At 72.4% G+C, this 22,838-nt stretch carries 17 protein-coding genes; 7 read left to right on the forward strand and 10 right to left on the reverse strand.

From position 1 onward, the window contains the following. Positions 1–55: 55 nt before the first annotated feature. A complete protein-coding gene (gene xylA / locus ACZ51S_RS05255) occupies positions 56–1,228 on the forward strand; it encodes a xylose isomerase (RefSeq protein ID WP_468474810.1) in 1,173 nt (390 codons plus the stop codon). 607 nt (positions 1,229–1,835) lie between these two features. On the opposite strand, the gene ACZ51S_RS05260 is transcribed toward xylA, so the two are convergent. After that, a complete protein-coding gene (locus ACZ51S_RS05260) occupies positions 1,836–2,825 on the reverse strand; it encodes a LacI family DNA-binding transcriptional regulator (RefSeq protein ID WP_468802709.1) in 990 nt (329 codons plus the stop codon). 367 nt (positions 2,826–3,192) lie between these two features. Between ACZ51S_RS05260 and chvE the strand changes: the two genes are divergently transcribed. From chvE to mmsB, 3 genes are all read left to right on the forward strand, one after another. Continuing rightward, positions 3,193–4,287 (forward strand): multiple monosaccharide ABC transporter substrate-binding protein, encoded by a 1,095-nt coding sequence (chvE, locus tag ACZ51S_RS05265; protein ID WP_468885846.1) that lies wholly within the window; start codon positions 3,193–3,195, stop codon positions 4,285–4,287. Between the two features lie 106 nt (positions 4,288–4,393). Continuing rightward, positions 4,394–5,941 (forward strand): multiple monosaccharide ABC transporter ATP-binding protein, encoded by a 1,548-nt coding sequence (mmsA, locus tag ACZ51S_RS05270; RefSeq protein ID WP_468959783.1) that lies wholly within the window; start codon positions 4,394–4,396, stop codon positions 5,939–5,941. Positions 5,942–5,944: 3 nt separating this feature from the next. Beyond that, entirely contained in the window at positions 5,945–7,180 is a 1,236-nt protein-coding gene (gene mmsB / locus ACZ51S_RS05275) for a multiple monosaccharide ABC transporter permease (protein WP_468959786.1), read from the forward strand. 82 nt (positions 7,181–7,262) lie between these two features. Here the strand turns inward: mmsB and ACZ51S_RS05280 are convergent, their stop codons facing one another. From ACZ51S_RS05280 to ACZ51S_RS05290, 3 genes are read right to left on the reverse strand one after another with little or no spacing between them, the layout of a single operon-like run. After that, a complete protein-coding gene (locus ACZ51S_RS05280; RefSeq protein WP_468474806.1) occupies positions 7,263–8,807 on the reverse strand; it encodes an FAD-dependent oxidoreductase in 1,545 nt (514 codons plus the stop codon). Further along, positions 8,804–9,886 carry a glycosyltransferase family 4 protein gene (locus tag ACZ51S_RS05285; RefSeq protein ID WP_468474805.1) on the reverse strand — a complete coding sequence of 361 codons (1,083 nt, stop codon included), beginning with the start codon at positions 9,884–9,886 and terminating at the stop codon, positions 8,804–8,806. The genes ACZ51S_RS05280 and ACZ51S_RS05285 overlap by 4 nt, the downstream gene beginning before the upstream one ends. After that, entirely contained in the window at positions 9,883–12,207 is a 2,325-nt protein-coding gene (locus ACZ51S_RS05290; protein ID WP_468959789.1) for an amylo-alpha-1,6-glucosidase, read from the reverse strand. Before ACZ51S_RS05290 ends, ACZ51S_RS05285 begins: the two co-directional genes overlap by 4 nt. A gap of 308 nt (positions 12,208–12,515) precedes the next feature. Here ACZ51S_RS05290 and ACZ51S_RS05295 point away from each other — a divergent pair, with 308 nt between their 5' ends. After that, positions 12,516–13,943 carry a lipase maturation factor family protein gene (locus ACZ51S_RS05295; RefSeq protein WP_468885844.1) on the forward strand — a complete coding sequence of 476 codons (1,428 nt, stop codon included), beginning with the start codon at positions 12,516–12,518 and terminating at the stop codon, positions 13,941–13,943. A 36-nt stretch (positions 13,944–13,979) separates the two neighbouring features. Here ACZ51S_RS05295 and ACZ51S_RS05300 read toward each other — a convergent pair whose 3' ends face one another. Together ACZ51S_RS05300 and ACZ51S_RS05305 are read right to left on the reverse strand one after the other, a co-directional pair. After that, on the reverse strand, positions 13,980–15,326 hold the full coding sequence (locus ACZ51S_RS05300; protein WP_468474802.1) for a UDP-glucose dehydrogenase family protein: 1,347 nt from the start codon (positions 15,324–15,326) through the stop codon (positions 13,980–13,982). 64 nt (positions 15,327–15,390) lie between these two features. Then, positions 15,391–15,594 (reverse strand): hypothetical protein, encoded by a 204-nt coding sequence (locus ACZ51S_RS05305; protein ID WP_388931989.1) that lies wholly within the window; start codon positions 15,592–15,594, stop codon positions 15,391–15,393. A gap of 326 nt (positions 15,595–15,920) precedes the next feature. Here ACZ51S_RS05305 and ACZ51S_RS05310 point away from each other — a divergent pair, with 326 nt between their 5' ends. After that, on the forward strand, positions 15,921–17,285 hold the full coding sequence (locus ACZ51S_RS05310; RefSeq protein WP_468959791.1) for a family 43 glycosylhydrolase: 1,365 nt from the start codon (positions 15,921–15,923) through the stop codon (positions 17,283–17,285). Between the two features lie 17 nt (positions 17,286–17,302). Here the strand turns inward: ACZ51S_RS05310 and ACZ51S_RS05315 are convergent, their stop codons facing one another. From ACZ51S_RS05315 to ACZ51S_RS05330, 4 genes are all read right to left on the reverse strand, one after another. Continuing rightward, the gene (locus ACZ51S_RS05315) at positions 17,303–18,154 is read right to left on the reverse strand and encodes an MBL fold metallo-hydrolase (RefSeq protein WP_468474800.1); all 852 of its coding nucleotides are present in this window, start codon (positions 18,152–18,154) and stop codon (positions 17,303–17,305) included. Positions 18,155–18,386: 232 nt separating this feature from the next. Beyond that, positions 18,387–18,779 (reverse strand): nuclear transport factor 2 family protein, encoded by a 393-nt coding sequence (locus ACZ51S_RS05320; protein WP_468474799.1) that lies wholly within the window; start codon positions 18,777–18,779, stop codon positions 18,387–18,389. A 156-nt stretch (positions 18,780–18,935) separates the two neighbouring features. After that, positions 18,936–20,507 (reverse strand): alpha/beta hydrolase, encoded by a 1,572-nt coding sequence (locus tag ACZ51S_RS05325; protein ID WP_468474798.1) that lies wholly within the window; start codon positions 20,505–20,507, stop codon positions 18,936–18,938. Positions 20,508–20,709: 202 nt separating this feature from the next. After that, on the reverse strand, positions 20,710–21,459 hold the full coding sequence (locus tag ACZ51S_RS05330; RefSeq protein ID WP_468474797.1) for a ZIP family metal transporter: 750 nt from the start codon (positions 21,457–21,459) through the stop codon (positions 20,710–20,712). Between the two features lie 209 nt (positions 21,460–21,668). Between ACZ51S_RS05330 and ACZ51S_RS05335 the strand changes: the two genes are divergently transcribed. After that, positions 21,669–22,817, forward strand: a complete 1,149-nt coding sequence (locus ACZ51S_RS05335) for a CinY protein (RefSeq protein WP_468959794.1) — start codon at positions 21,669–21,671, stop codon at positions 22,815–22,817. Positions 22,818–22,838: the final 21 nt, after the last annotated feature.

Consider the following 22,838-nt stretch of genomic DNA (forward strand, 5'->3'; position numbering starts at 1 on the left):
ACTAATTTGTTTTCCGCCATAACAAATAGCCCTCGGTATGGATCCGGAGCGCCCCATGACCAGCGACCCGCTCGTCCCCACTCCCGCGCACAGGTTCACCTTCGGCCTGTGGACCGTCGGCTGGCAGGGCCGGGACCCCTTCGGCGACGCCACCCGGCCCGCCCTCGACCCGGTCGAGGCCGTGCAGCGGCTGGCCGAGCTCGGCGCCTACGGCGTCACCTTCCACGACGACGACCTGATCCCCTTCGGCGCCGGCGGCTCCGCCCGCGAGCAGGCGGTCAAGCGCTTCCGCACCGCACTGGACACGGCCGGGCTGAAGGTGCCGATGGCCACCACCAACCTGTTCACCCACCCGGTGTTCAAGGACGGCGCGTTCACCGCCAACGACCGGGACGTACGCCGCTACGCGCTGCGCAAGACGATCCGCAACATCGACCTGGCCGTGGAACTCGGCGCCTCCGTGTACGTCGCCTGGGGCGGCCGCGAGGGCGCGGAGTCGGGCGCGGCCAAGGACGTCCGCACGGCGCTGGACCGGCTCAAGGAGGCCTTCGACCTGCTCGGCGAGTACGTCGAGACCCAGGGCTACGATCTGCGCTTCGCCATCGAGCCGAAGCCCAACGAACCGCGCGGCGACATCCTGCTGCCCACCATCGGCCACGCCCTGGCCTTCATCAACGAGCTGGAGCGGGCCGACCGGGTCGGCCTCAATCCGGAGGTCGGCCACGAGCAGATGGCCGGGCTGAACTTCCCGCACGGCATCGCCCAGGCCCTGTGGCACGGCAAGCTGTTCCACATCGACCTCAACGGCCAGTCCGGCATCAAGTACGACCAGGACCTGCGCTTCGGCGCGGGCGACCTGCGCCAGGCCTTCTGGCTGGTCGACCTGCTGGAGTCGGCCGGATACGACGGCCCCCGCCACTTCGACTTCAAGCCGCCGCGCACCGAGGACTCCGCCGGGGTGTGGGCGTCGGCCGCCGCCTGCATGCGCAACTACCTGCTGCTGGCGGAGCGTTCCCGCGCCTTCCGGGCCGATCCGGACGTACGGGCCGCCCTCGACGCCTCCCGGCTGCCCGAGCTCGCCCTGCCCACCGCCGAGGACGGCCTGGCCGGGCTGCTGGCCGACCGTTCCGCCTTCGACGGGTTCGACGCCGGGGCCGCCGCCCGCCGCGGCATGGCCTTCGAGCAGCTGGACCAGCTCGCCCTCGAACACCTCCTCGGCGCCCGCTGAGGCGCGGCGCCCGGGAGCCGGGCCGTGCGTGCCACGGCCCGGCCGACCCGCCGAACCACAGCCGCCATGGGTGCGGGCCGTCGGGGGTCACGTGGACGAAGTGCCGGCCGGCGGCGTCGGTGGCGAAGCCGGTGCCGCGCTCGCCGGCCGGGTCGGCACCCGCCCGCCCGCGGTGAACTCCCGCCGCCACGGCCGTCAGGTGTCCACCCGCAGCGCCGCTCACCCGCGCTGGGCTCGATCCCACCGCGCCGTCCCGGTGCACCTTCCCGGCGTCGGGTCTCGCACCGGGCGGCGCGTACTCCGGCCGCTGCGGCACCGAACCGGCTTGGCGGGCGTGCAGTTCGCGCAGCAGCTCGGTGAGCGCGTCCGGGACGACGGGCCGGTCCATGGCGGTGCGCAGTCCCGGGTCCTGGCGCGGTGGGGCGCTGCGGCGGCGGTCATCGGGCGGCGGAAGTCGACGCCGCGGAAGTCCGGCGGGGCGCCGATCAGCTCCAGGTCGCCCGCCAGGGGCCGTCGGCGAGCCCGGTCCGCCCGGGTCTCGGCCTCGTGCGCGGGATAGCGTCCGGCGAGGAGCGGCTCGGTGAAAAAAGCGGCCGGCTCGGCGGGCTCAACGGCGGGGCGCGGGCCCCACGCTGCGGCGCAGCACGATCTCGGGCGCGATCCGCACGTGGGTGCGGGCGTGCGCGGCGCCCTCCAGCTCCTCGACGAGCAGTTCCAGGGCCCGGCGGCCCAGCTCGGCGAAGTCCTGCCGCACGGTGGTCAGGGGCGGGGTGAAGTAGGCCGCCTCGGGAATGTCGTCGAAGCCGACGACGCCGATGTCGCCCGGGATCGAGCGGCCGGCCTCGTGCAGGGCGCGCAACAGGCCCAGGGCCATGTGGTCGTTGGCGCAGAAGACGGCGGTGACGTCGCTCAGCCCTGCGATCCGCAGGCCCGCCCGGTAGCCGGAGCGTGCGCTCCAGTCGCCGCGCTCGACAGGCGGCACGGGGGCCCCTGCGGCCTCCAGCGTGCCGCGCCAGCCCTCCTCTCGGTCCTGGCTCTCCAGCCAGCCGGCCGGGCCGGCGAGGTGGTGCACGGTCCGGTGGCCCAGCTGGAGCAGGTGCCGGGTCGCGGCTTCGGCACCGGAGCGGTTGTCCACCGAGACCATGGGAACCCGCGAACGGCTGCCCGATCCGACCGCGACGACGGGCACGGAGCTGGAGAGCCCGGCCACCGCGCTGACGGCGGAGATCTGGGGCGCGATCACGACGACGCCTTCCACGCCCTGGTCGCGGAGCCGGTCGACGGCCTCCTGGACCGAGCGGCCGTCCAGGGAACGCAGGCTGGTGACGCTGACGGAATACCCCGCGCCGCGCGCGGCCTGCTCGATGCCGTCCAGCATCGAGGCGGGGCCGTAGAGGGTCGAGCCGAAGCTGACCACCCCGAGGTTCTGCGAGCGGCGGGTGACCAGGGCCCGGGCGGCGGAGTTCGGGCGGTAGTCCAGCTCCCGGATGGCGGCGAGCACCCGGTCCCGGGTGCCGGGCCGTACGTGCGGGGCGCCGTTGAGCACCCGTGACACCGTCTGGTGGGACACGCCGGCCAGTTTGGCCACGTCCGCCATCACGGGGTGGCGCTGCCCGGTCCCGGCACCGTCGGCTCCCACTCGCACTCCCTCCTCGACTGCGGGCCACGGTACGCCACCGCCCCCCGCCGAAGGCCACGCGGGCGCCGGCGAACGCGGGGGGTGGTGCGCGGACGCCCCGCCGAGGAGCCCGGCCGCCTGCTCCGTCGTTGCCCGACGATGATCCGGACACGGCCCTTGACGACGCTCTTGTGAGCGTTAACACTCAGGTATCGCCAGGCCGGAGCCGCAGCAACCGGACTTCGCCGAGGGCGAGGAAACCACTCCCCGGCCGGTCCTGCCCGACCGCTCCCGGCCGCCCAGCCGGGTCGCACCGTGCCGGTCGCGCACCACCACTGGAGGAACTGTGCGGAAGCTTTCGGCGAGCCTTGCCACCGTGGGTCTGACACTGTCGCTGGCGGCCTGTGGCCAGAGCGCCAACGGAGCGGGCGACGACGGGGCCGGCGGGAACGCCAAGGGCGGCCTCATCGGCATCGCGATGCCGACCAAGTCGTCGGAGCGCTGGATCAACGACGGCACCAACATGGCCAAGGAGTTCCAGGCCAAGGGCTACAAGACGGACCTCCAGTACGGGGACAACGTCGTGGAGAACCAGGTGTCCCAGGTGGAGAACATGATCACCAAGGGGGCCAGACTGCTGGTGATCGCCCCCATCGACGGTTCCTCGCTCACCAACGTGCTGCAGAAGGCCGCCGACGCGCACGTCCCCGTCATCTCCTACGACCGGCTGATCCGCGGCACGGGGAACGTCGACTACTACGCGACCTTCGACAACTACAAGGTCGGCGTCCTGCAGGGCGGTTACATCGTCGACAAACTCGGCCTCAAGGACGGCAAGGGCCCGTTCAACATCGAGCTGTTCGCCGGCTCACCGGACGACAACAACGCCAACTTCTTCTTCAACGGGGCCATGAGCGTCCTCAAGCCGTACGTCGACGAGAAGAAGCTGGTCGTGCAGAGCGGCCAGACCTCGTTCAGCCAGATCGCCACCCTGCGCTGGGACGGCGGTCTCGCCCAGTCCCGGATGGACAACCTGCTGAGCAAGTCGTACACCGCCGCCCCCGTCGACGCCGTGCTCTCGCCGTACGACGGCATCTCGATCGGCATCATCTCCTCGCTCAAGGGCGTCGGCTACGGCACCGGCCGGCCCCTGCCCGTCGTCACGGGCCAGGACGCCGAACTGGCCTCGGTGAAATCGATCATCGCGGGCGAACAGACCCAGACCGTCTACAAGGACACCCGTCAACTGGCGAAGGCGGCGGTCCAGATGGGCGATGCCCTGCTGACCGGCGGCAAGCCCGAGGTCAACGACACCACCCAGTACGACAACGGGGTCAAGACCGTCCCGGCCCAGCTGCTCCAGCCGGTCAGCGTCGACAAGGACAACTACCGGAAGGTCCTGGTGGACAGCGGCCAGTACACCGCGGACCAGCTCAAGTAGCCCTCGGGCCCCGCCCAGGGGACCCGAGCCGAACCGGCGGCGCGACGCCCGGGCCATCGCCCCGCACCCGCACGCGCACCGCCCCGAACGATACGGATGCACAGCCATGGCCGGACCCGTTCTCGAAATGCGTTCGATCAGCAAGTCGTTCCCCGGCGTCAAGGCGCTCTCCGAGGTCAACCTGACCGTGGCCGCGGGTGAGGTGCACGCCCTCTGCGGCGAGAACGGCGCCGGCAAGTCCACCCTGATGAAGGTCCTCAGCGGGGTCCACCCGCACGGCAGCTACCAGGGCGAGATCCGCTTCGAGGGCCGTCCCTGCCGGTTCCGGGACATCCGGGCCAGCGAGCGGCAGGGCATCGTGATCATCCACCAGGAACTCGCGCTCGTACCCCACCTGTCCATCGCCGAGAACATCTTCCTGGGCAACGAGCACGCCACCCGGGGTTTCATCAGCTGGCACCGGACGCTGACCCACGCCGCCGAACTGATCCGGCGGGTCGGACTCGACGAGAGCCCGCACACCCGGATCACCGACCTCGGCGTCGGCAAACAGCAGTTGGTCGAGATCGCCAAAGCCCTCGCCAAGGACGTCAAGCTGCTCATCCTGGACGAGCCGACGGCCGCGCTGAACGACGAGGACAGCCGCAAGCTGCTCGGCCTCATCCTGGGACTCAAGGCGCAGGGCATCGCCTGCGTCCTCATCTCGCACAAGCTGAACGAGATCGCCCGGGTCGCGGACGCCGTCACCATCCTGCGCGACGGCCGGACCGTCGAGACCCTCACCATCGGGTCCGAGGGCATCTCCGAGGAGGGGATCATCCGCGGCATGGTCGGCCGCGACCTGGAACACCGCTACCCCGCGCGCACCCCGGCGATCGGTGAGGTCGCCTTCGAGATCGAGGACTGGAGCGTCCTGCACCCGGTCGACCAGCGGCGGAGGGTGGTCGACCGCGTCTCGCTGAACGTCCGCCGCGGGGAGATCGTCGGCATCGCCGGCCTCATGGGCGCCGGCCGCACCGAACTGGCCATGAGCGTCTTCGGCCGCTCGTACGGACGGTGGACCGGCGGCCGCGTACGGCTGCACGGCCGGGAGATCCGTACCCGGACGGTGCCGGAGGCGATCGGGCACGGCCTCGCGTACGTGACCGAGGACCGCAAGCAGCTCGGCCTCGACCTCAACGACGACATCAGCCGGAACATCTCGCTGAGCGCCCTCGGCAAGGTCGCCCGGCGGGGCTGGGTCGACCGGCACGAGGAGACCCGGATCGCCGAATCGTTCCGGCGGAGCATGAACATCAAGGCTCCCTCGGTGTTCGCGCAGACCGGCAAGCTCAGCGGCGGCAACCAGCAGAAGGTCGTACTCAGCAAGTGGATCTTCGCCGGGCCGGAGGTGCTGATCCTCGACGAACCCACCCGGGGCATCGACATCGGCGCCAAGGCGGAGATCTACAGCGTCATCGCCGGACTCGCCGACCAGGGCAAGCCGGTCCTCGTCATCTCCTCCGAACTCCCGGAACTTCTCGGCCTGTGCGACCGCATCTACACCATGGCCGAAGGCCGGATCACCGGTGAGGTGCCCCGTGCGGAGGCCACCCAGGAATCCCTCATGCGGCTCATGACCATGAGCGCGGCATACCCCGACAAGCAGGTGTGAGGCATGGCGCAGACCGAGACCACCCCAGACACCAAGCCCGGCGTCCCGCGGACCGGCCGACGGCCGTCGGCCGGTGCCGCACTGGCCCGAGCGCTGCGCGGCAACCTGCGCCAGTACGGGATGCTGCTCGCGCTGGCGCTGATCGTGCTGCTGTTCCAGATATGGACGGGCGGCATCCTGCTCCAGCCGCTCAACATCACCAATCTGATCCAGCAGAACGGCTACATCCTCATCCTGGCGATCGGCATGATGATCGTCATCATCTGCGGGCACATCGACCTGTCGGTCGGCTCGCTCGCCGCCTTCGTCGGGGCGGCCGCGGCGGTGATGATGGTCGAGCACGAGGTGCCGTGGCCCGTGGCGGTGGTGGTCTCGCTGTTGATCGGGGCCCTGGCCGGGGCCTGGCAGGGGTTCTGGATCGCCCATCTCGGGATCCCGTCGTTCATCGTCACGCTGGCCGGCATGCTGCTGTTCCGTGGCGGCACCCAGATCCTCCTGCACGGCCAGTCGGTGGCGCCGTTCCCCAAGGGCTTCCAGAACATCAGCAGCGGGTTCCTCCCCGCGGTCGGCCCCCACACCGACTACCACAACCTCACCCTGCTGCTGGGCCTCGTGGTGCTGGCCGTCACGGTCCTCCAGGAGGTGCGCGGACGGCGGCGGGCCGCGTCGTACGGGCTGGAACTGCTCCCGCGAGGGCTGTTCCTGCTGAAGCTCGGCGCGATCGCGGCGGCCGTGGTGGCCTTCACGCTGCTGCTGGCCAGCTACCACGGGGTGCCGGTGGTCCTGCTGATCTTCGGCGTCCTGCTGGTCGGCTTCGGGTACGTGATGCGCAACTCCATCCTCGGCCGGCACACCTACGCCATCGGCGGCAACGAGGCGGCGGCGAGGCTGTCCGGGGTGAAGAGCAAGCGGGTCGTCTTCCTGGCCTTCGTGAACATGGGAGTCCTCGCGGCCCTGGCCGGACTGGTCTTCGCGGCGCGGCTCAACGCCGGCACGCCGCAGGCCGGCATCAACTTCGAGCTGGAGGCCATCGCCGCCGCCTTCATCGGCGGTGCCTCCGCGAGCGGCGGCGTGGGGACCGTCCTCGGCGCCCTCACCGGCGGTCTGGTGCTGGGCGTACTGAACAACGGGATGTCACTGGTGGGCGTGGGTACCGACTACCAGCAGGTGATCAAGGGCCTGGTGCTGCTCGCGGCCGTCGGCTTCGACGTCTACAACAAGCGCAAGGCCGGATCCTGACCGGGCCCCGGCAGGCCACGCCTTCCCCGGCGCGGCCTGCCGGGGCCTCGGCGCCCCGTGGCTGAGCAGCCCGGATCAGGCGTCAGAGGTCTTTCGGGTCCCGTCGTTCCAGGGGGTCGAGGGCGGGGCCCTGGAGGACCTCGCCGTCGATGCCGAAGCGGGAGCCGTGGCAGGGGCACTCCCACGTCCGTTCCGCGTTGTTGAAGGCGACGAGGCAGCCGAGGTGGGTGCAGACGGCGGACACCGCGTGCAGTTCCCCCTGGTCGTCCCGGTGTACGGCGCACGGCCCGCCGTCGGCTCGGACGACCGTGGCCTCACCGGGCCGCAGCGCGCCGACCGGGCCGCCCGTACCGTCGCCCATGGCCTTCAGCCGGTCCATGACGAAGTGCTTCCCGACGTCCCACTGGGCCTTCAGGAACTCGGGGGCCGACCGGAGGGCGGGGCCGAAGCGGCGGGGGTCGTAGAGTCCGGACCACGGGTCCTCGTCGCGGGTGGCGAGGGAAGCGATGAGCTGCCCGGCCAGCACTCCGCCGGTCATGCCCCACCCGGCGAATCCGGTGGCGACGTAGACGTGGTCGCCGTCGGAGCCCCAGCGGCCGATGAGGGGCAGCGTGTCGGTGGAGCTGTTGTCCTGTGCCGCCCACCGGTGCGTGATCGGCACACCGGGGAAGTACCGCTCGGTCCACGCCTGCAGGCGGGCGTACCCCTCCGTCGTGTCCTGTCCGGTGCCCGGGGTGAAGGCCTCTCCGCCGACGATCAGGAGCCGGCCGCCGTCCGCGAGGGGCGCGGTGCGCACGGACCGCGTGGCGTTTTCCCTGGTGATGTACATGCCGTCCGGGTCCTGGCTCGCGGGCAGGGGTCCCGCGATGACCAGGTCGCGTCGCTGGGTGAGCCGGGTGGCGAGCAAGGCGTGGTCGAAGACCGGGTGGTGGGTGGCGATGACCACGTGCCGGGCGGTGACGGCGGTCCCGGAGGAGGTCGTGACGCGGCACGGATCGCCCCCGTCGAGGCCGGTGACACGGGTGTGCTCGTACAGCCGCCCACCACGCGCGACGAGGTCCTCGACGAGACCGCGGAGGTATCCGAGGGGGTGGAACTGCGCCTGGTCCCCGAGCGTGACGGCGCCCGCGACCGGATACGGCAGACCGGTCTCGGTGACGAAGGAGGCGTCGAGACCGGCCGCCCGGGCGGCTTCGGCCTCCGCACGCAGCGCCTCGACGCCGTCGGGCCGCTCGCAGTAGGTGACGGCGGGGCGGCGTTCCAGGTCACAGTCGATGCCGAGGTCCCGGACCACCTCGATGACGTGGCGCAGCGCGGCGCTCTGGGAGGTGGCGTAACGGCGGGCGGCGTCCTCCCCGTGCTTGCTGCGCAGCGTGTCGTAGACGCCGGGGTGCAGGGCGGTGAGCTTTCCGGTGGTGTGGCCCGTCACGCCTGCCGCGAGGCGGTCGGCCTCCAGCACGACGACGCTCAGCCCGGTACGGGCGAGTTCCCAGGCCACGCTGAGGCCGGCGATGCCGGCGCCGATGACGGCCGCGTCCGCCTCGGTGGGGGTCGACAGGGGGGCGAAGGCGGGCATCTCGGCCGTCTGCATCCAGTACGACCGGCCCGGGGAGGGGCGTGGGTTCATGTCCGGCGCCTGCCCAGGGATTCGCGTCGCAATGCGCGGTCCGTGCGTTGGCCGGCGAGCTCCTCGTAGAGCGAGGCGTACGCCGCCGCCATGCGCGAGGTGTCGAACCGGTCGAGCACCCGTGCCCGGCAGTCGCGGGGGGAAAGTCGGCTGACGCTGCGGATGGCGTCCGGCAGCTCGGCCGGGTCGTCGCACACGAAGCCCGTCACACCGTGGTCGACGATCTCGGGTACGGATCCCCGCCGCAGCGCCACGACGGGGGTGCCGCATGCCATGGCTTCGATCATCACCATGCCGAAGGGCTCTTCCCAGCAGATCGGGAAGAGCAGGCACTGGGCCTCGGCGAGCAGCTCGCGCTTGGCCGCCTGGTCCAGCTCGCCCACCCATTCGGCGTCCTCGCCCAGGCGGGGCAGGACCTCGTTCCTGAAGTACGGCTCCTCGTCCGGGTCGTTGCACTTGCCGGCGATGGTGATCGCCTTGCCGGCCCGGCGGGCGGCGTCGATGGCGAGGTGGACGCCCTTCTCGGCGGCGATCCGGCCGAGGAAGGCCACGCGGTCGCCCTTGCGCTCGCGGTAGGGGTGGTCGAGGGTGCGGACGGCGTTGTGGACCTGCCCGGCCCAGGGGAGGCCGGGGGCCTGCTCCTGCTGGGCGCGGGAGATCGCCACCAGGCTCACCGAGCCGGCCAGCGCCTGGTAGTAGTCCCCGAGCTCGCCGGAGACGGGGCCGTGCGCGGTCACCACGGTGGGCACGGGCCGCTGACCCGCCTGGAGCGGTCCGGCGGTGCTGTGGTCGTGGATGATGTCCGGCTGAAGGGTGCGGAGCACCTGTGCCGAGCGCGCCGCGTGCAGCACCTCCGGTCCGGCCCTCCCCAGCCGTGTGTCTCCCCGGGGCAGGGTGTCGGTGGCGATGAAATCGGCCTTGGTCCCGTTGAGGCCCACTCCGATGACGGTCACCTTGTGGCCCAGCTCCACCAGGCCGTCGACCAGGTCGGCGCACATCGACTCGATGCCCCCGTAGGCGGCGGGCGGAAGCTGGAACCAGGGCGTGGAAACGATGGCGATGTCCAGAGGACGGTTCATGAGCTGCTCCCCCCTGCGGACCCCGCGGGCCCGGAGTGGTCTGCGTGGCCTGCGTGGTCCGTGTGGCCTGCGTGGTCCGTGTGGCCTGCGTGGTCCGTGTGCGCTGCATGGTCTGGGTGCGCTGAGTGGCCCGCGTGGCCTGCGGCGCCACCGGCCGGGGGCGGGCCCGTCGGCGTCCTCCGGTGGCTCGGCGCCGCGGCGAGCGGCTTGCGCGGCTGCAGGATGACCTCCACGTCGTCGGCGAGGCCCTCCAGACGGGTCGAGGGCCCGTCCACCCACAGCTCCGCACGGCCGCCGGCGAGCGGCAGGTTGTGGACGTGGAGACGGCCGTAGCGCTGGGGCCAGGCCGGCGCCACCCACACCTGCCGGTGCGACATCCACGGGTCCAGCCGCAGCAGCGCCCGCATGAGCTGGACCGGGGCCGCGGCCGCCCAGGCCTGCGGGGAGCAGGAGGTCGGGTACGGCAGCGGTGCCTCGTACTCACTGCGGTCGAAGCCGCAGAAGAGCTCGGGCAGCCTGCCGCCGAACGCCTCCGCGGCGTCCAGGATGCCGGTCGCCACGCGCTGGGCCTCCTCCACGAAGCCGTAGCGCATCAGGCCGGTCGCGACGATGGCGTTGTCGTGCGGCCAGACCGAGCCGTTGTGGTAGCTCATCGGGTTGTAGGCGCCCATGGAGGAAGCGAGGGTACGGACCCCCCAGCCGGTGAACATCTCCGGCGACAGCAGCCTCTCCGCCACCCGGGCCGCCTTGTCCTCGTCGACGATCCCGGTCCACAGGCAGTGCCCCATGTTGGAGGCCAGCGAGTCGATGGGACGTTTGTCCCGGTCGAGGCCGATGGCGAACCATCCCCGGTCGGGCAGCCAGAACTGTTCGTTGAACGCCTCCTTCAGCGCGGCGGCCCGCCGCGCCCAGTGTTCGACCGCGGCCGTGTCCCCGGCCTCGTGCGCGAAGTGCGACCGCACCACGTACGCCGCGTACACGTAGGCCTGCACCTCGCACAGGGCGATCGGTGACTCGGCGAGGCGGCCGTCGGCGAAGTTGACGCCGTCGAAGGAGTCCTTCCAGCCCTGGTTGAGCAGGCCGTCGTCCGTCATCCGGTGGTACTCGACGAAGCCGTCGCCGTCCCGGTCGCCGTACCGCTCGATCCACTCCAGCGCCCGGTCGGCATGGGGCAGGAGCGCGTCGACCGCCGCCGGTGCGATCCCCCAGCGCCGCAGCTCCCCCAGCATCACCACGAACAGCGGGGTCGCGTCGGCGGTGCCGTAGTACACGCTGCCGCCGCCGCGGGCCAGCGGGAAGTCCAGACCGAACCGGGTCTCGTGCAGGATCCGTCCCGGCTGCTCCTCCGTGCGGGGATCGACGGTGCGGCCCTGCGCGCGGGCCAGGGTCTGCAAGGTACCCAGGGCCAGGCTCGGGTCCAGCGGCAGCGCCATGTAGGAGGCCAGCAGGGAGTCACGTCCGAAGAGCGCCATGAACCAGGGCGCGCCGGCCGCGACGGCCACGTTCTCCGGATGCTGCGGGTCGAAGATCCGCAGCGCGCCGAGGTCCTCCACGCTGCGCCGCAGCGTCCGCCGGAGCTCGGGGTCCTCGATCTCCCCGACGCGCGGGGCCCCCTCGCGCCACGCCCGCATCCGCCGCGCGGGGGAGGATTCGCCCACCTCCGCTCCCGTCGGGAACGTGCCGGTGATCAGTTGCCCGTCGATGTTCGGCTGGACCAGGACGGTCGTGCGCCAGTCGCCGTGTGCGGGGAGGCTGACGCTGAAGTCCAGGCCGTCCGGCCGGGCCCGGGCACCGGCTGCCTCCACGTGCACCCCTCGCCGTGCTTCTCCCGCCAGCAGCGCGAAGGTGAGACCGGAGCCGTCCGGCGAGGCGGTGACCTCGCCACGGGACTGCACCCGGTTCTCCTTCACGTCGAACAGGTCGGCGAAGTCGGCCCCCACGTGCAGGGAGAGCACGAGTGACACCGGCCGGTTGCCGAGGTTCCGCAGGTGGAGGTCCTCCCGCATGCCGTCACCGACGTACCGCCGGCGTTCCAGCAGCACTTCGGTCTCCGAGCCCCTCGGGGGGACGCGGGCCACGAACGTCGTGCTGTACGGGTCCCCGGACAGGACCGTGAGCTCGTGCGGAAGGCGGTCGTCCAGTCGCAGCCGCCAGTCGGAGATGATGCGGGTGTCGCGGAAGAACAGCCCCTGCGGGGAGTCCGCCTCCATGTCCCCCGACGTTCCGGAGACACAGAACGTCGGCCCCTCGACCAGCGTCACCGTGGCTGTGGTGTGCACTGCGGGTTCGTGCTCGACGATCGTGTCGAATCCCGCGCTCATGCTTCCTCCTGATGGCTGAAGCCCATGGCCCCCGCCGTAGCGTCGGCCCGCGCCGCTCAGGGCGGGGTGACGTCCGTCAGCCCCGTGGCAGACGTAGGGATCGGTCAAGTCGTACCGCACGGAACCGGGCCTCACCCAGGCAGCGCGACCGGGCAGGGGAACTCGTCCACCACCTGGGCCAACGCCTCGGCGGCTTCGGCGGGCTGCGCACAGGAATGCCGGCCGGCCCCGGGTGTTCTTACTGGTAGGGAGTATGGCGGCCGGTCGGGAGCGGTCGCGGCGGCCGCGTTCGCGCGCGGGAGGGTGCCGTGGAGTGGTTCACGGATACCGACTACTGGCTGGGCCGTCTGGTGTTCCAGCGGGGTCTGGCCGTCCTGTATCTGGTGGCCTTCCTCAGCTCGGTGCACCAGTACCGGGCGCTCATCGGCGAAGGCGGGCTGCTGCCGGTGCCACGCTTCCTGGCCGCCACCACGTTCCGGCGGACCCCGTCCGTCTTCCACCTCCACTACTCGGACCGTTTCTTCGCGGTCGTCGCGTGGACGGGGGTGGCGCTCTCCGCCGCGCTGGCCGCGGGGGCGGCGGACCGGGTGCCCCTGTGGGCCGCGATGGCGATGTGGGCGGTCCTGTGGGTGCTGTACCTGTCCATCGTGAACGTCGGGCAGACGTGGTACGCGTTCATGTGGGAGTCGCTGCTGCTGGAGGCGGGCTTCCTGGCCGTCTTCCTCGGCAACGAGCGCACCGCGCCGCCCGTCCTGGTCCTGTTCCTGCTGCGCTGGCTGCTCTTCCGGCTGGAGTTCGGAGCGGGACTGATCAAGCTGCGCGGAGACTCCTGCTGGCGCGACCTGACCTGCCTGTACCACCACCACGAGACGCAGCCGATGCCGGGACCGCTCAGCCGGTTCTTCCACCACCTGCCCGGGCCGCTGCACCGGGTCGAGGTGGCCGGCAATCACGTGGCGCAGCTGCTGGCACCGGTGCTGCTGTTCGCGCCGCAGCCCGTCGCGAGCGTGGCCGCGGGCTTCATCGTCGTGACCCAGCTGTGGCTCGTGGCGTCCGGCAACTTCGCCTGGCTCAACTGGCTGGCCGTCCTCCTCGCGCTGTCCGCCGTGGACGGCGGACGGGCGGCCGACGTGCTCCCCCTGCCGGAGCCTCCCGCCCTCGCCGCCCCACCGGGGTGGTACCAGGGCCTGGTCATCGCCGTCACCGCCCTGGTGGCCGTGCTCAGCTACTGGCCGGTGCGCAACATGCTCTCGCGGCACCAGGTGATGAACTCCTCGTTCAACCCCTTCCACCTGGTCAACACCTACGGAGCCTTCGGCAGCGTCACCAGGATCCGCCTGGAGGTGGTGATCGAGGGGACGGACGAGCCCGAGATCACGGCGGACACGCGGTGGAAGGAGTACGGCTTCCGGGGCAAGCCCGGTGACGTCCGCCGGCGGCCCCCGCAGGTGGCCCCCTACCACCTGCGGCTCGACTGGCTCCTGTGGTTCGCCGCGCTCTCGCCCACGTACGCCCGCACCTGGTTCGGACCGCTCCTCGGCAAGCTCCTCGACAACGATCCGGCGGTCCTCAAGCTGCTCAGGGACAACCCCTTCCCCACCGCTCCCCCCACCCATCTGCGCGCCCGGCTCTACCACTACCGCTTCACCAGCCGACGGGAACGGCGTGCCACCGGCGCCTGGTGGCAGCGCGGCCTGGTGGCCGAGTACGTCCCACCGGTGACCAGGGCCGACTGAGCGGCGCGGCGGGGCTCGTCCCTGCGGTCCGCGGGGTCAGCGGTCGCCCGGGCCGGCCGAGGAGCCGCTCCGGCCGTCACTGCGGCGGGGACCCATGGAGAGGTAGCGGATACCGGTGTGGGCGACGGCGGCGGGCGGCAGGCAGTTCTTGGTGTCGACCAGCAGCCGCGGCGCCGCCATGCGCCGCCCGTGGGTGGCCCACTCGGCGGCGGTGACCTGCGGCCAGTCGGTCAGGACGACGGCCGCCGCTGCCCCGTCGAGCGCCTCGGTGAGGTCGGCGGCCGGCTGGGTGCCGGGGAACAGCCCCGTGATCTCCGCCGCCGGGACGGAGGGCTCCCAGATCCGTACGGTGCCCGCCAGCGCCCGCAGTTCCGGGACGATCGTCATGGACGGCGCGTCGCGCAGGTCGTCCGTCCACGCCTGGTAGCGCAGGCCGAGGACGGCGACGACGGCCCCGTCCCCGGCGAGGGGTACCGGGCCGAGGTGGTCGCGCACCAGCCTGACCGGACGCAGCACCTGGGCGCGGTTGGCGGCGATGACGGCCTCGATCACCGGCAGCGGATGCCCGGCGAGGCGGGACCAGTACCGCAGCGCGAGGGTGTCCTTGGGCAGGCAGGATCCGGCGTAGCCGGCCTCGGCGCGCAGGAAGGCCGGGCCGATGCGCGGGTCGAGTCCGGCGCCGGTCAGCACGTCGTCGATGTCGGCGCCGGTTCCCTCGCACAGGGTGATCAGGTCGCCGACGAAGCTGACCTTGGTCGCGAGGAAGGCGTTGGCGGCGTACTTGACCGTCTCGGCGGTGGTGGGGTCGGTCACCACCCACGGGGCGTCGATGCCCCGGTACAGCTCGCGGACCTGGTCGAGCAGTCCGGGCTCGGCGAGGCCCGCGACGATCCGGGCGGGATGGTTCCAGTCCTCGGCGGCGCGGCCCTGGCTGAGGAACTCGGGGCTGTAGACGTAGCGGGTGCGCAGCGGTTCCGCGTCCGGGGCGGCCAGCCAGTCGGCGCTGGTCCCGGGCGGCACCGTGGACTTGACCACCACCAGGCCGGGCAGCGCGGTGAGCGCCAGCACGTCGGCGAGGGCGGCCCTCACCTGGCCCAGGTCCGGCCGGCCGGTGGGGGTCGGCGGGGAGCCGACCGCGATCAGTACGGCGTCCAGCGGATCGCGGAGCGCGGACAGCGCCCCGGCGAAGGCCAGCGTACCGGCGCCGCGGGCCTCGGCCAGGAGCGCCCCGAAGCCCCGCTCCTCGAACGGCACCTCCCCCTCGGTCAGCAGCCGCAGCCGCCGGGGGTCGGCTTCCACCCCGACCACCTGGTGCTTCTTCGCCGCCAGCCCGAGGGCCGCCGTCAGCCCGACGTACCCCTGGCCCACCACTGCCACCCGCACGGCCACTCCTCACTCGAACAGCTCCGCCGGCGACGCCGGGTTCCCCTGCCGCCGGGGAGGCGGCCTACCGGTCCCCGGAAGCGTCCTCCGCCGTCTGCAGGGCCTGGGCGGCGATGGTGATCGCCTCTTGGTCGTGGCCCGCCGCTTTCGCCGCCCGGGCCTGGTCGAGGGAGACCTGGAGCAGTTCGACGGTGTGCTCCGGCAGGGAGTCCGACGCCACGAGGTCCTCCAGCTTCCGGATGGTGTCTGTGGCCAGGTCCTCGGTCATCGGGGCGTCTCCCTCTGTCTGGATCAAGGACATGTGACGCTGCCACGCCATGGCGGACGGGGACAAGGCGGCCCGCGGCCGGACCACCCTCACGCGTGACCGCGGCTGATCTCCCCGGCCCAGCCGTGCGTCCCGGCGGAACGGGCCGCCGTGGGCACCGCCGGCGGGCGGTCCGCGGCTCCTGATCCGCCGTGTCGCGCAACGGCGGGCGCCCCGGCGCGTTGTCACTGCGGAACCGTCCGGACACTGACCTCACGCGCGCGGTCCACCGGCCATCCTCGGTACCACCGGCTCCGGGTGGCCCGGACGCGCGGGATCGGAGCGCCATGCCCCTTCCTCATCGCGAAACCCGCCTCACGCGCCGCTTCGGGCGCTGTCTCGCCCTGGCCGCCGTCGCCGCCGCCATGGTCCTGGGCCCGGCCGGGGGTCCCGTCCTGGCCGCCGCGGACGGTCCGGTGCTCGACCGGAACTTTCCCGACCCGGACGTCGTGAGGGTGGGCCGCACGTACCACGCGTACGCCACCAACGGCGACGGCAAGAACATCCAGCACGCGACCTCCGCCGACCTGGTGCGCTGGCAGGTCGACAGCGCTGACGTCCTGCCCGTGCTGGGCGACTGGGCGGTCCCCAACCGCGACTTCGTGTGGGCGCCGGAGGTGTACGACAACGGCAACGGCTTCACCATGCACTACACGGCCCGCGACAGGGCGACGGACAAGCAGTGCATCGGTGTCGCGCTGTCCTCCTCCGCGGCGGGCCCCTTCCGGCCGGCCGGTGACGGGCCGCTGGTGTGCCCGGCGTCGGAGGGCGGTGCGATCGACGCCTCCAGCCACACCGAACGGGGGCAGCGCTACCTGCTGTGGAAGAACGACGGCAACTGCTGCGGCATGGACACCTGGCTGTATCTCCAGCCCACCTCGTGGGACGGCACCCGTACGACCGGGGACCCGGTCAGGCTGATCGGGCAGGACCCGGGGGAAGGGCTGGTGGAAGCGCCCACCCTCGTCGAACGGGGCGGCCACTACGTGCTGTTCTACTCGGCCGGTGACTACCGGCGTGACACGTACAGGACCGGCTACGCGGTGGCACCCGCGCTGACGGGTCCGTACGTCAAGGCGGCCGGCCCGTTGATGACGACGGAGAGCTTCTCCGGCAGGGTACGCGGCCCCGGCGGGCAGGACGTGGTGGCCGGCCCGGACGGCCGTGACCGGATCGTCTTCCACGGCTGGAGCGCCGACTACGGCCGCCGGCCGATGTACATGGCCGACCTGGGCTTCGCGCACGGGCGCCCCGTCGTGCGCGGCAGCAAGGTCCTCCATCAGGCGGAGGACGCGCGCGTGCACCACGCGCTGGTCCGTGACGCCGCCGGCAGTTCCGGCGGCCGGGCCGTCGGGGGCATCGACCACGACGACAGCTACGTGGAGTTCACGGTCTTCGCCGCGTCGGCGGGCGAACACCTGCTGTCCGTGCGGTTCGGCAACGGTTCCAGGGACGCCGCGGGAGCCCCCGTGGACGCGACCCACCGCCTCTCGGTCAACGGCACCGCCGCCGGTACCGTCCGCTACTGGCACACCGGCTGGGACACCTGGAAGACGACCGAGACGTCGGTGACCCTGTCCGGAGGACGGAACACGGTCCGTCTGTCCAAGGGTGAGTACTTCACCGAGCTGGACAGCGTGGAACTGGCCTGAGCCGCGGCGGGCGCCGCTCAGGTCCCCGACGGCCGCGGCTGCTCCGGCGGAACCGAGCTTTCGGCCGCCGCCATCCACTGGTCCAGGTCGGCCTGGGTGAACTCCGTCCACGGCGGGATCCCGGGGAGCCGGCGCAGGAGGTCGTAGGCCTCGGGGATGTGCGGGCCGCGGAGGACCGGGCAGTGGCAGCCGGCGATGACCTCGGCGTCCAGGTCCTGGAAGGCGTTGACGACCGCCCCGAACTTCTCGTCGTCCAGCAGGGCGGACCAGGGGGAGACCAGGCGTCCGCCGAAGAACTGTCCGTCGCGGAATTCGTCCGCCGTCAGCGCGGCCGTTTCGGGCATGGGGGCGGGAACGTTCGTGGCGAAGGTGTCCACGGACCACAGGACGCTGGTCTTCGTGTCGAAGAGGGCGCGGGTCGTGGGGTTGTCGTACAGGGGCGGCCGCTTGGCGACCAGGGTGCGGTCGCCCGCGTCGATGGTGTCGCCGTCGTTCATGAAGCGGCACCGGTTGACGGGGGTCTCCCATTCCTCGGCCATGCGGCCGATGGAGAACCAGGTCGTCAGCAGTGTCGCGTTCGGGCATTCCGCGAGGACCGCGAGGAGGTTGCCGGCGTGGTCACGGTCGTCGTGGGTGAGGAAGATCCACCGTACGTCCAGGGGATCCACCACGGACCAGGCCGCCTCCAGCCACTGGGAGCGCACGGCGGGCGCCCCGGTGTCCACGAGGACCGGTTCCGCTCCCCGGATGACCATGGAGTTCATCGGGAAGTGGCCGACCGGTGGGGCTTGCAGGGCCCACGGGATGACGAACGTCTCCTCGGCGATCTCGTACGGCTGCAGAAGGTTGAAGCTGTCCGTGCTTGTCATCGCTGCTCTCCCTAGGACGGAGTCATCGCAGCGTCCATGAATCCAGTGCAGCCCCGGTGCGCGGCGGCCGCAAGCGCAGGGCGGCCGCGGCCGGACGACGGCCGGCTCCGGTGAGCGACGAGGGCGCACGGCCCGGCGCCGGGCAGGTCCGGCCGTGACCGCGGACCGGCCCGGCTCCGCGGGCCGGCCGGCCTGGCGGGATCTGGCGGAACGGCGCGCCCCCGGCGTGCTTCTACGACCAGAAATCGTCGTAGAGGGGCGGGTCCGCAACGAAGACCCGGCCCTCGGTGATCACGCCGTCGGCGATGCGGAAGACGATCACGTTGTCCATGTCGAGCCGCTTTCCCTCGCGTGACGCCGTGACGTGCAGCAGGGCGACCGTGTTGGCGTCGTCGGCGAGGACGTCCTGGAGCGCCGGGCGATAGGTGCCGCCCGTCAGCTCGAACTCCCGGCCGAACCGTGCGAACGTCTCCTCTCGGCCTCTGGTCTCCCCTGCCAACAGGTTCCTCCCCCCGATGTGCCAGACCACATCGGGGTGGAAGACTTCCGCCAGCGCGTCCATGTCGCCGGCCGAGAAGGCGGCCAGGGCTCGATGGAACACGGTGATGTGCGGGTGCTCGGTCATCGGGTCTCCTCCTGGGTCTCGTCGGCGACGGTATGCAGGTCGTGGGACGGGACGTGGGCGCCCCGCCGGGCCACCGGCCGTCCGGGACACGTCCGGCCTCACCGACCGCGTACCGGGCCGGGAACCATCAGGTACCGGCGGCCGCCGGCGGCTTCGTCACTGGGGTCCGGCCTGCTTGGCGCAGGTCCGGTCCTGCTTCGGCAGGGTGCCGGTGGCCAGGTACGCGTTGACCTGGTCGTCCACGCAGGTGTTGCCGTAGAGCCCGAAGAGGGCGTGCCGGTTGGCGCCCTCCAGGGTGAGCAGCCGGGAGCTGGGGAGCAGGCCGCGCAGGGCGACGCTGCTGCGGTAGGTGGTGCGCGGATCGCCGGTGGCCGCCACGATCAGGGCGGGCGTGTCCCGCCGCACCCGGGTGGGTTCCTCGCGGGGGCGGTCCCAGAAGGCGCACGGGCCTATGTTGTCGGTCAGGGGGCCGAAGAGGGGGTGCTTCGCCCGGTTGCGTTCGATGTCGCGCCAGTAGAGCTCCGGGTCGCGCGGGGCGGCCACGTCCCCGCAGATGATCGCGGCCTGCGCGCCCGTGGGCTCGCCCTCGCCGCGCAGCGCGTACCGCAGCGCCGCGGCGAACTCCGGCGACAGCGTGCTCGGTACGCCCTCCGCGGCCTTGGCCAGGGCGGAGATCTGTTCCGCGAAGGACGCCCGCGCCGGGTCGGTGTCGTCCGCGATGCCCGAGAAGAGCAGGAGCGGCACCTGGCTGTCGTCGATCCGGAAGGCGTCGGTGCCGGTGCCGATGGTCAAGGGGCCGCGGGCCGACGCCGCGACGATACGGCCGATGGTGGCGAGCACCTCGGCGCGGGTGCGGCCGAGCCCGTGGGTGTCGTGGCGGCGCGCCGCCCAGTCGGCCCAGCCGGCGAGCGCCTGCTCGTTCTCGCGCTCGGTGCCCTGGAGCAGCCGGGCACGGTAGTCGGCCGGGGCGATCGCCCCGTCGAAGACCACCCGGTCGTAGCGGGTGGGGAACATCTGGGTGTAGACCGTGCCCAGGTAGCTGCCGTACGAGTAGCCCAGGTAGGAGATCTTCCGCTCTCCGAGCACGCCGCGGATGACGTCCATGTCGCGGGCCGTGTTGCGGGTGCTGACGTGCGGGAGCACGGAGGCGTTGGTGGCGCGGCACTTGTCGGCGAGGCTCTTCTGGAGGGCGACCTGCCGGTCGAAGCCCGCCCGGCCGTCGCCCGAGGACAGCCAGCTCATGCCGACGGGCCAGCCGCAGTCCAGCGGGGTGCTGCGGCCGACGAAGCGCGGGTCGAAGCCGATGATGTCGTAGCGGGCGCCGACGCCCTTCATCGCCTTGCGCATGTCCGGCGGTGACGCGACCGCGCCTCCGCCCGGGCCGCCGTTGTTCAGCAGGATCGAGCCGATGCGGTGGCGGGTGTCGGTGGCCTTGAGCCGGGACACGGCGACGGTGATCGTGCGGCCCCGGGGGGCGGAGTAGTCCAGCGGAACGGTCACGTCGGCGCAGCGTACGCCGGCCCGGTCGAGGTCGCGGCCCGTCGTGTCGTCAGGTCCCTTGGCGCAGCTGCCCCAGTCGGGCCGCTGGCGGTAGTAGCGGTCGAGCCCGCCGCCCCCTTCGTCGGCCGCGGCGAGGGCGGGAGACCCGGTGAGGCAGGCGGAGAGGGCGAGGCCCAGGGCGAGGGCGTTGCGCAGGGGCGGGCTGATGGCCGTTCGGGGTGATCGCATGCCCCGAGGCTACGAACGGGCCCGCGTACGGCACATCGCCCCCGGGCACGAGGACCCTGGTCCCGCCCGCCGCCGGCCCGGGACCCTCGTCCCGGTACGGCGTCCGCCCCGGGGAGGACGGCTCCCCAGGCAGCCCCGGCCGGCCGGACCGCCGCCGGGACCGCCGGCGGTCCGGGGGCGGGGCCCGCCCGGCCCGCGGCGGCTACAGGTGGGACAGCGCGAACGCGGACAGGAAGCCCACCACGGTGACCAGTCCCGTCAGCAGGTGCACCTCGCCGTACGCCTCCGGGATCATCGTGTCGGCGATCATCGCCAGGATCGCCCCGCCGGCCACCGCGGTGATCACGGCCATCGTCGCCTCGGAAGCCCCTCCGAGCAGCGCGTACCCGGACAGGGCGGCGAGTCCGCTGATCACGGCGATGGTCCCCCACAGGGCGAACACGTAGGTCCGGCTGCGTCCGGCACTCCTCATCCCGGCGGAACTGGCCAGCCCCTCCGGAATGTTGCTGATGAACACCGCCCCCACCGTGGCGACTCCCAGATGGCCGCCGCCCAGCAGGCTCGTCCCGATCACCACGGACTCCGGGATCCCGTCGAGCAGCGCCCCCAGGGCGATGGCGTTCCCGGACCCGGGTGCCTCGTCCTCGGAAGGCTGCTGCTCCCCCGAGCGCTTGCGGTGTCGCGCACCGCGCCGTGCCAGCAGCGCGTTGGCGCCCGAGTACACGGCGGCGCCCCCGACCGCTCCCGCCGCCACCGGCCACATCCCCGACCGCTCGTAGGCTTCGGCGATCAGCTCGAAGGAGACCGCAGCCATCAGTACGCCGCTGCCGAACGCCATCACCAGCGCGATCAGCCGTGGCGGGACGCGCACCAGCGAGCCGACGGCCGCCCCTGCCAGCAGGGCCGCCCCCGCGAACAGCCCCCATCCTCCCGCCGTCAACGCTCCGCTCACAGCCAACCCGCCTTCCTCGCCGACACGTGGGCCGCTCCTACCCGGCGAACGGGCGCCGCAACGGCCGTCCCGCCACGGACCTCCGGCCGGCGCCCCGGAGACGGCTCGCGGCACCGGTGCCCGGCGGCTACTGACTGGTAGCTATATTTTGACGGCTCGTACGCCCGAGGGAGGCGCACGGGTCTCAACAAGGGGAAATCATCATGACGATGACACACCGTCGGAGCAGGCCAGTGCTCTCGACGCTCTCGGCCGGGATCGCGGCCACCGCCCTGCTGCTCGGGCTCGCGACGTCCGCCGACGCCGCTCCGCTTCCGGACACGACGCAGGGCGGGCCGAAGGACGGGGCGACCGCGGGGGCGGTCACCGGGCCCGTGCTCACGCCCACCGGCCCGGCCCCGAAGGCGAAGAAGCCCGGACCCGGCATACCGCCGATCCAGTACTTCGGCACCATCGACAGCTTCGGGCAGAATTCCGAGCACGAACGCATCACCCGTGCGGCCCTCGCGTGTCCGACCGGCACCTCCCCGGGCGCGACCGGGGACTGTTTCCAGCCGGCGTCCATCCGCCAGCTGGCGGGGGCGAAGGGAACGATGGGGGCCATCGGCTCGCCGGACGTGGACCAGGTGTTCACCGAAGCCGCGCACTGCGACGGCGCCGACCACCTCAACGCGGCCGGCTACCCCCGGACCCGCGCGCAGGCCACCTCGGTGCTGCTGGCCTGCATCGCACACCTCAAGGGCGAGTTCAACCGGGGCGTGGAGAAGGCGGACGCGCTCGTGGACGCCGCGGGCGGCGTCAGCGCCTCCGCGACCGACCTCTCCTCCGACTGCACCTTCGTGCTGGGCGTCGCGGGCCGCGGCAAGTGCAACGCCATCGAGGGCTTCGGCCGGGCGCTCCACGGCACCGAGGACTTCTACTCGCACAGCAACTGGGCGGACAAGGCGGACAGCAGGTACGCCATCGGCGTCAACAACCCGCCGGGCCTGGCCCGTACCGGCCCGGCGCCCTTCCTCCGGCTGGCCGCCCCGGCCCCTTCGGCCTCCGACATCCCCGGCGACCTCACGACCGGCTGTTTCAGCCTCAACCCGTGGGGCTGCGGCAATCGCGTCACCCACGGCGTCCTGAACAAGGACAACGGCATCATCGACCCCGTGACCGGGGAGGCCTCCTCTCCGACCACCACCCGCGGGCAGGTCGCCGGCAACTTCAGCGCCGCCGTCCAGGCGGCCATCGCCGACACCCGCGCCCAGTGGGCGGGCTTCCGCAGCTCCCTCATCGCCCGCTACGGCACCGTCCGCGGCCAGCGCATCGCCTGCGCGATGACCCAGGACGACCCGGTGCGCGACTGCCGGTAGGCCTCGGGGCGCTCCCCGGCC

The sequence above is a fragment of the Streptomyces sp. NPDC034043 genome, assembly GCF_055575675.1.

What these genes read in the sequence shown, in the direction of transcription:
- xylA (WP_468474810.1), top strand. Translation starts at nt 56, where the DNA reads ATGACCAGCGACCCGCTCGTCCCCACTCCCGCGCACAGGTTCACCTTC.
- ACZ51S_RS05260 (WP_468802709.1), bottom strand. Translation starts at nt 2,825, where the DNA reads ATGGCGGACGTGGCCAAACTGGCCGGCGTGTCCCACCAGACGGTGTCA.
- mmsA (WP_468959783.1), top strand. Translation starts at nt 4,394, where the DNA reads ATGGCCGGACCCGTTCTCGAAATGCGTTCGATCAGCAAGTCGTTCCCC.
- mmsB (WP_468959786.1), top strand. Translation starts at nt 5,945, where the DNA reads ATGGCGCAGACCGAGACCACCCCAGACACCAAGCCCGGCGTCCCGCGG.
- ACZ51S_RS05280 (WP_468474806.1), bottom strand. Translation starts at nt 8,807, where the DNA reads ATGAACCCACGCCCCTCCCCGGGCCGGTCGTACTGGATGCAGACGGCC.
- ACZ51S_RS05285 (WP_468474805.1), bottom strand. Translation starts at nt 9,886, where the DNA reads ATGAACCGTCCTCTGGACATCGCCATCGTTTCCACGCCCTGGTTCCAG.
- ACZ51S_RS05290 (WP_468959789.1), bottom strand. Translation starts at nt 12,207, where the DNA reads ATGAGCGCGGGATTCGACACGATCGTCGAGCACGAACCCGCAGTGCAC.
- ACZ51S_RS05305 (WP_388931989.1), bottom strand. Translation starts at nt 15,594, where the DNA reads ATGACCGAGGACCTGGCCACAGACACCATCCGGAAGCTGGAGGACCTC.
- ACZ51S_RS05310 (WP_468959791.1), top strand. Translation starts at nt 15,921, where the DNA reads ATGCCCCTTCCTCATCGCGAAACCCGCCTCACGCGCCGCTTCGGGCGC.
- ACZ51S_RS05315 (WP_468474800.1), bottom strand. Translation starts at nt 18,154, where the DNA reads ATGACAAGCACGGACAGCTTCAACCTTCTGCAGCCGTACGAGATCGCC.
- ACZ51S_RS05320 (WP_468474799.1), bottom strand. Translation starts at nt 18,779, where the DNA reads ATGACCGAGCACCCGCACATCACCGTGTTCCATCGAGCCCTGGCCGCC.
- ACZ51S_RS05325 (WP_468474798.1), bottom strand. Translation starts at nt 20,507, where the DNA reads ATGCGATCACCCCGAACGGCCATCAGCCCGCCCCTGCGCAACGCCCTC.
- ACZ51S_RS05335 (WP_468959794.1), top strand. Translation starts at nt 21,669, where the DNA reads ATGACACACCGTCGGAGCAGGCCAGTGCTCTCGACGCTCTCGGCCGGG.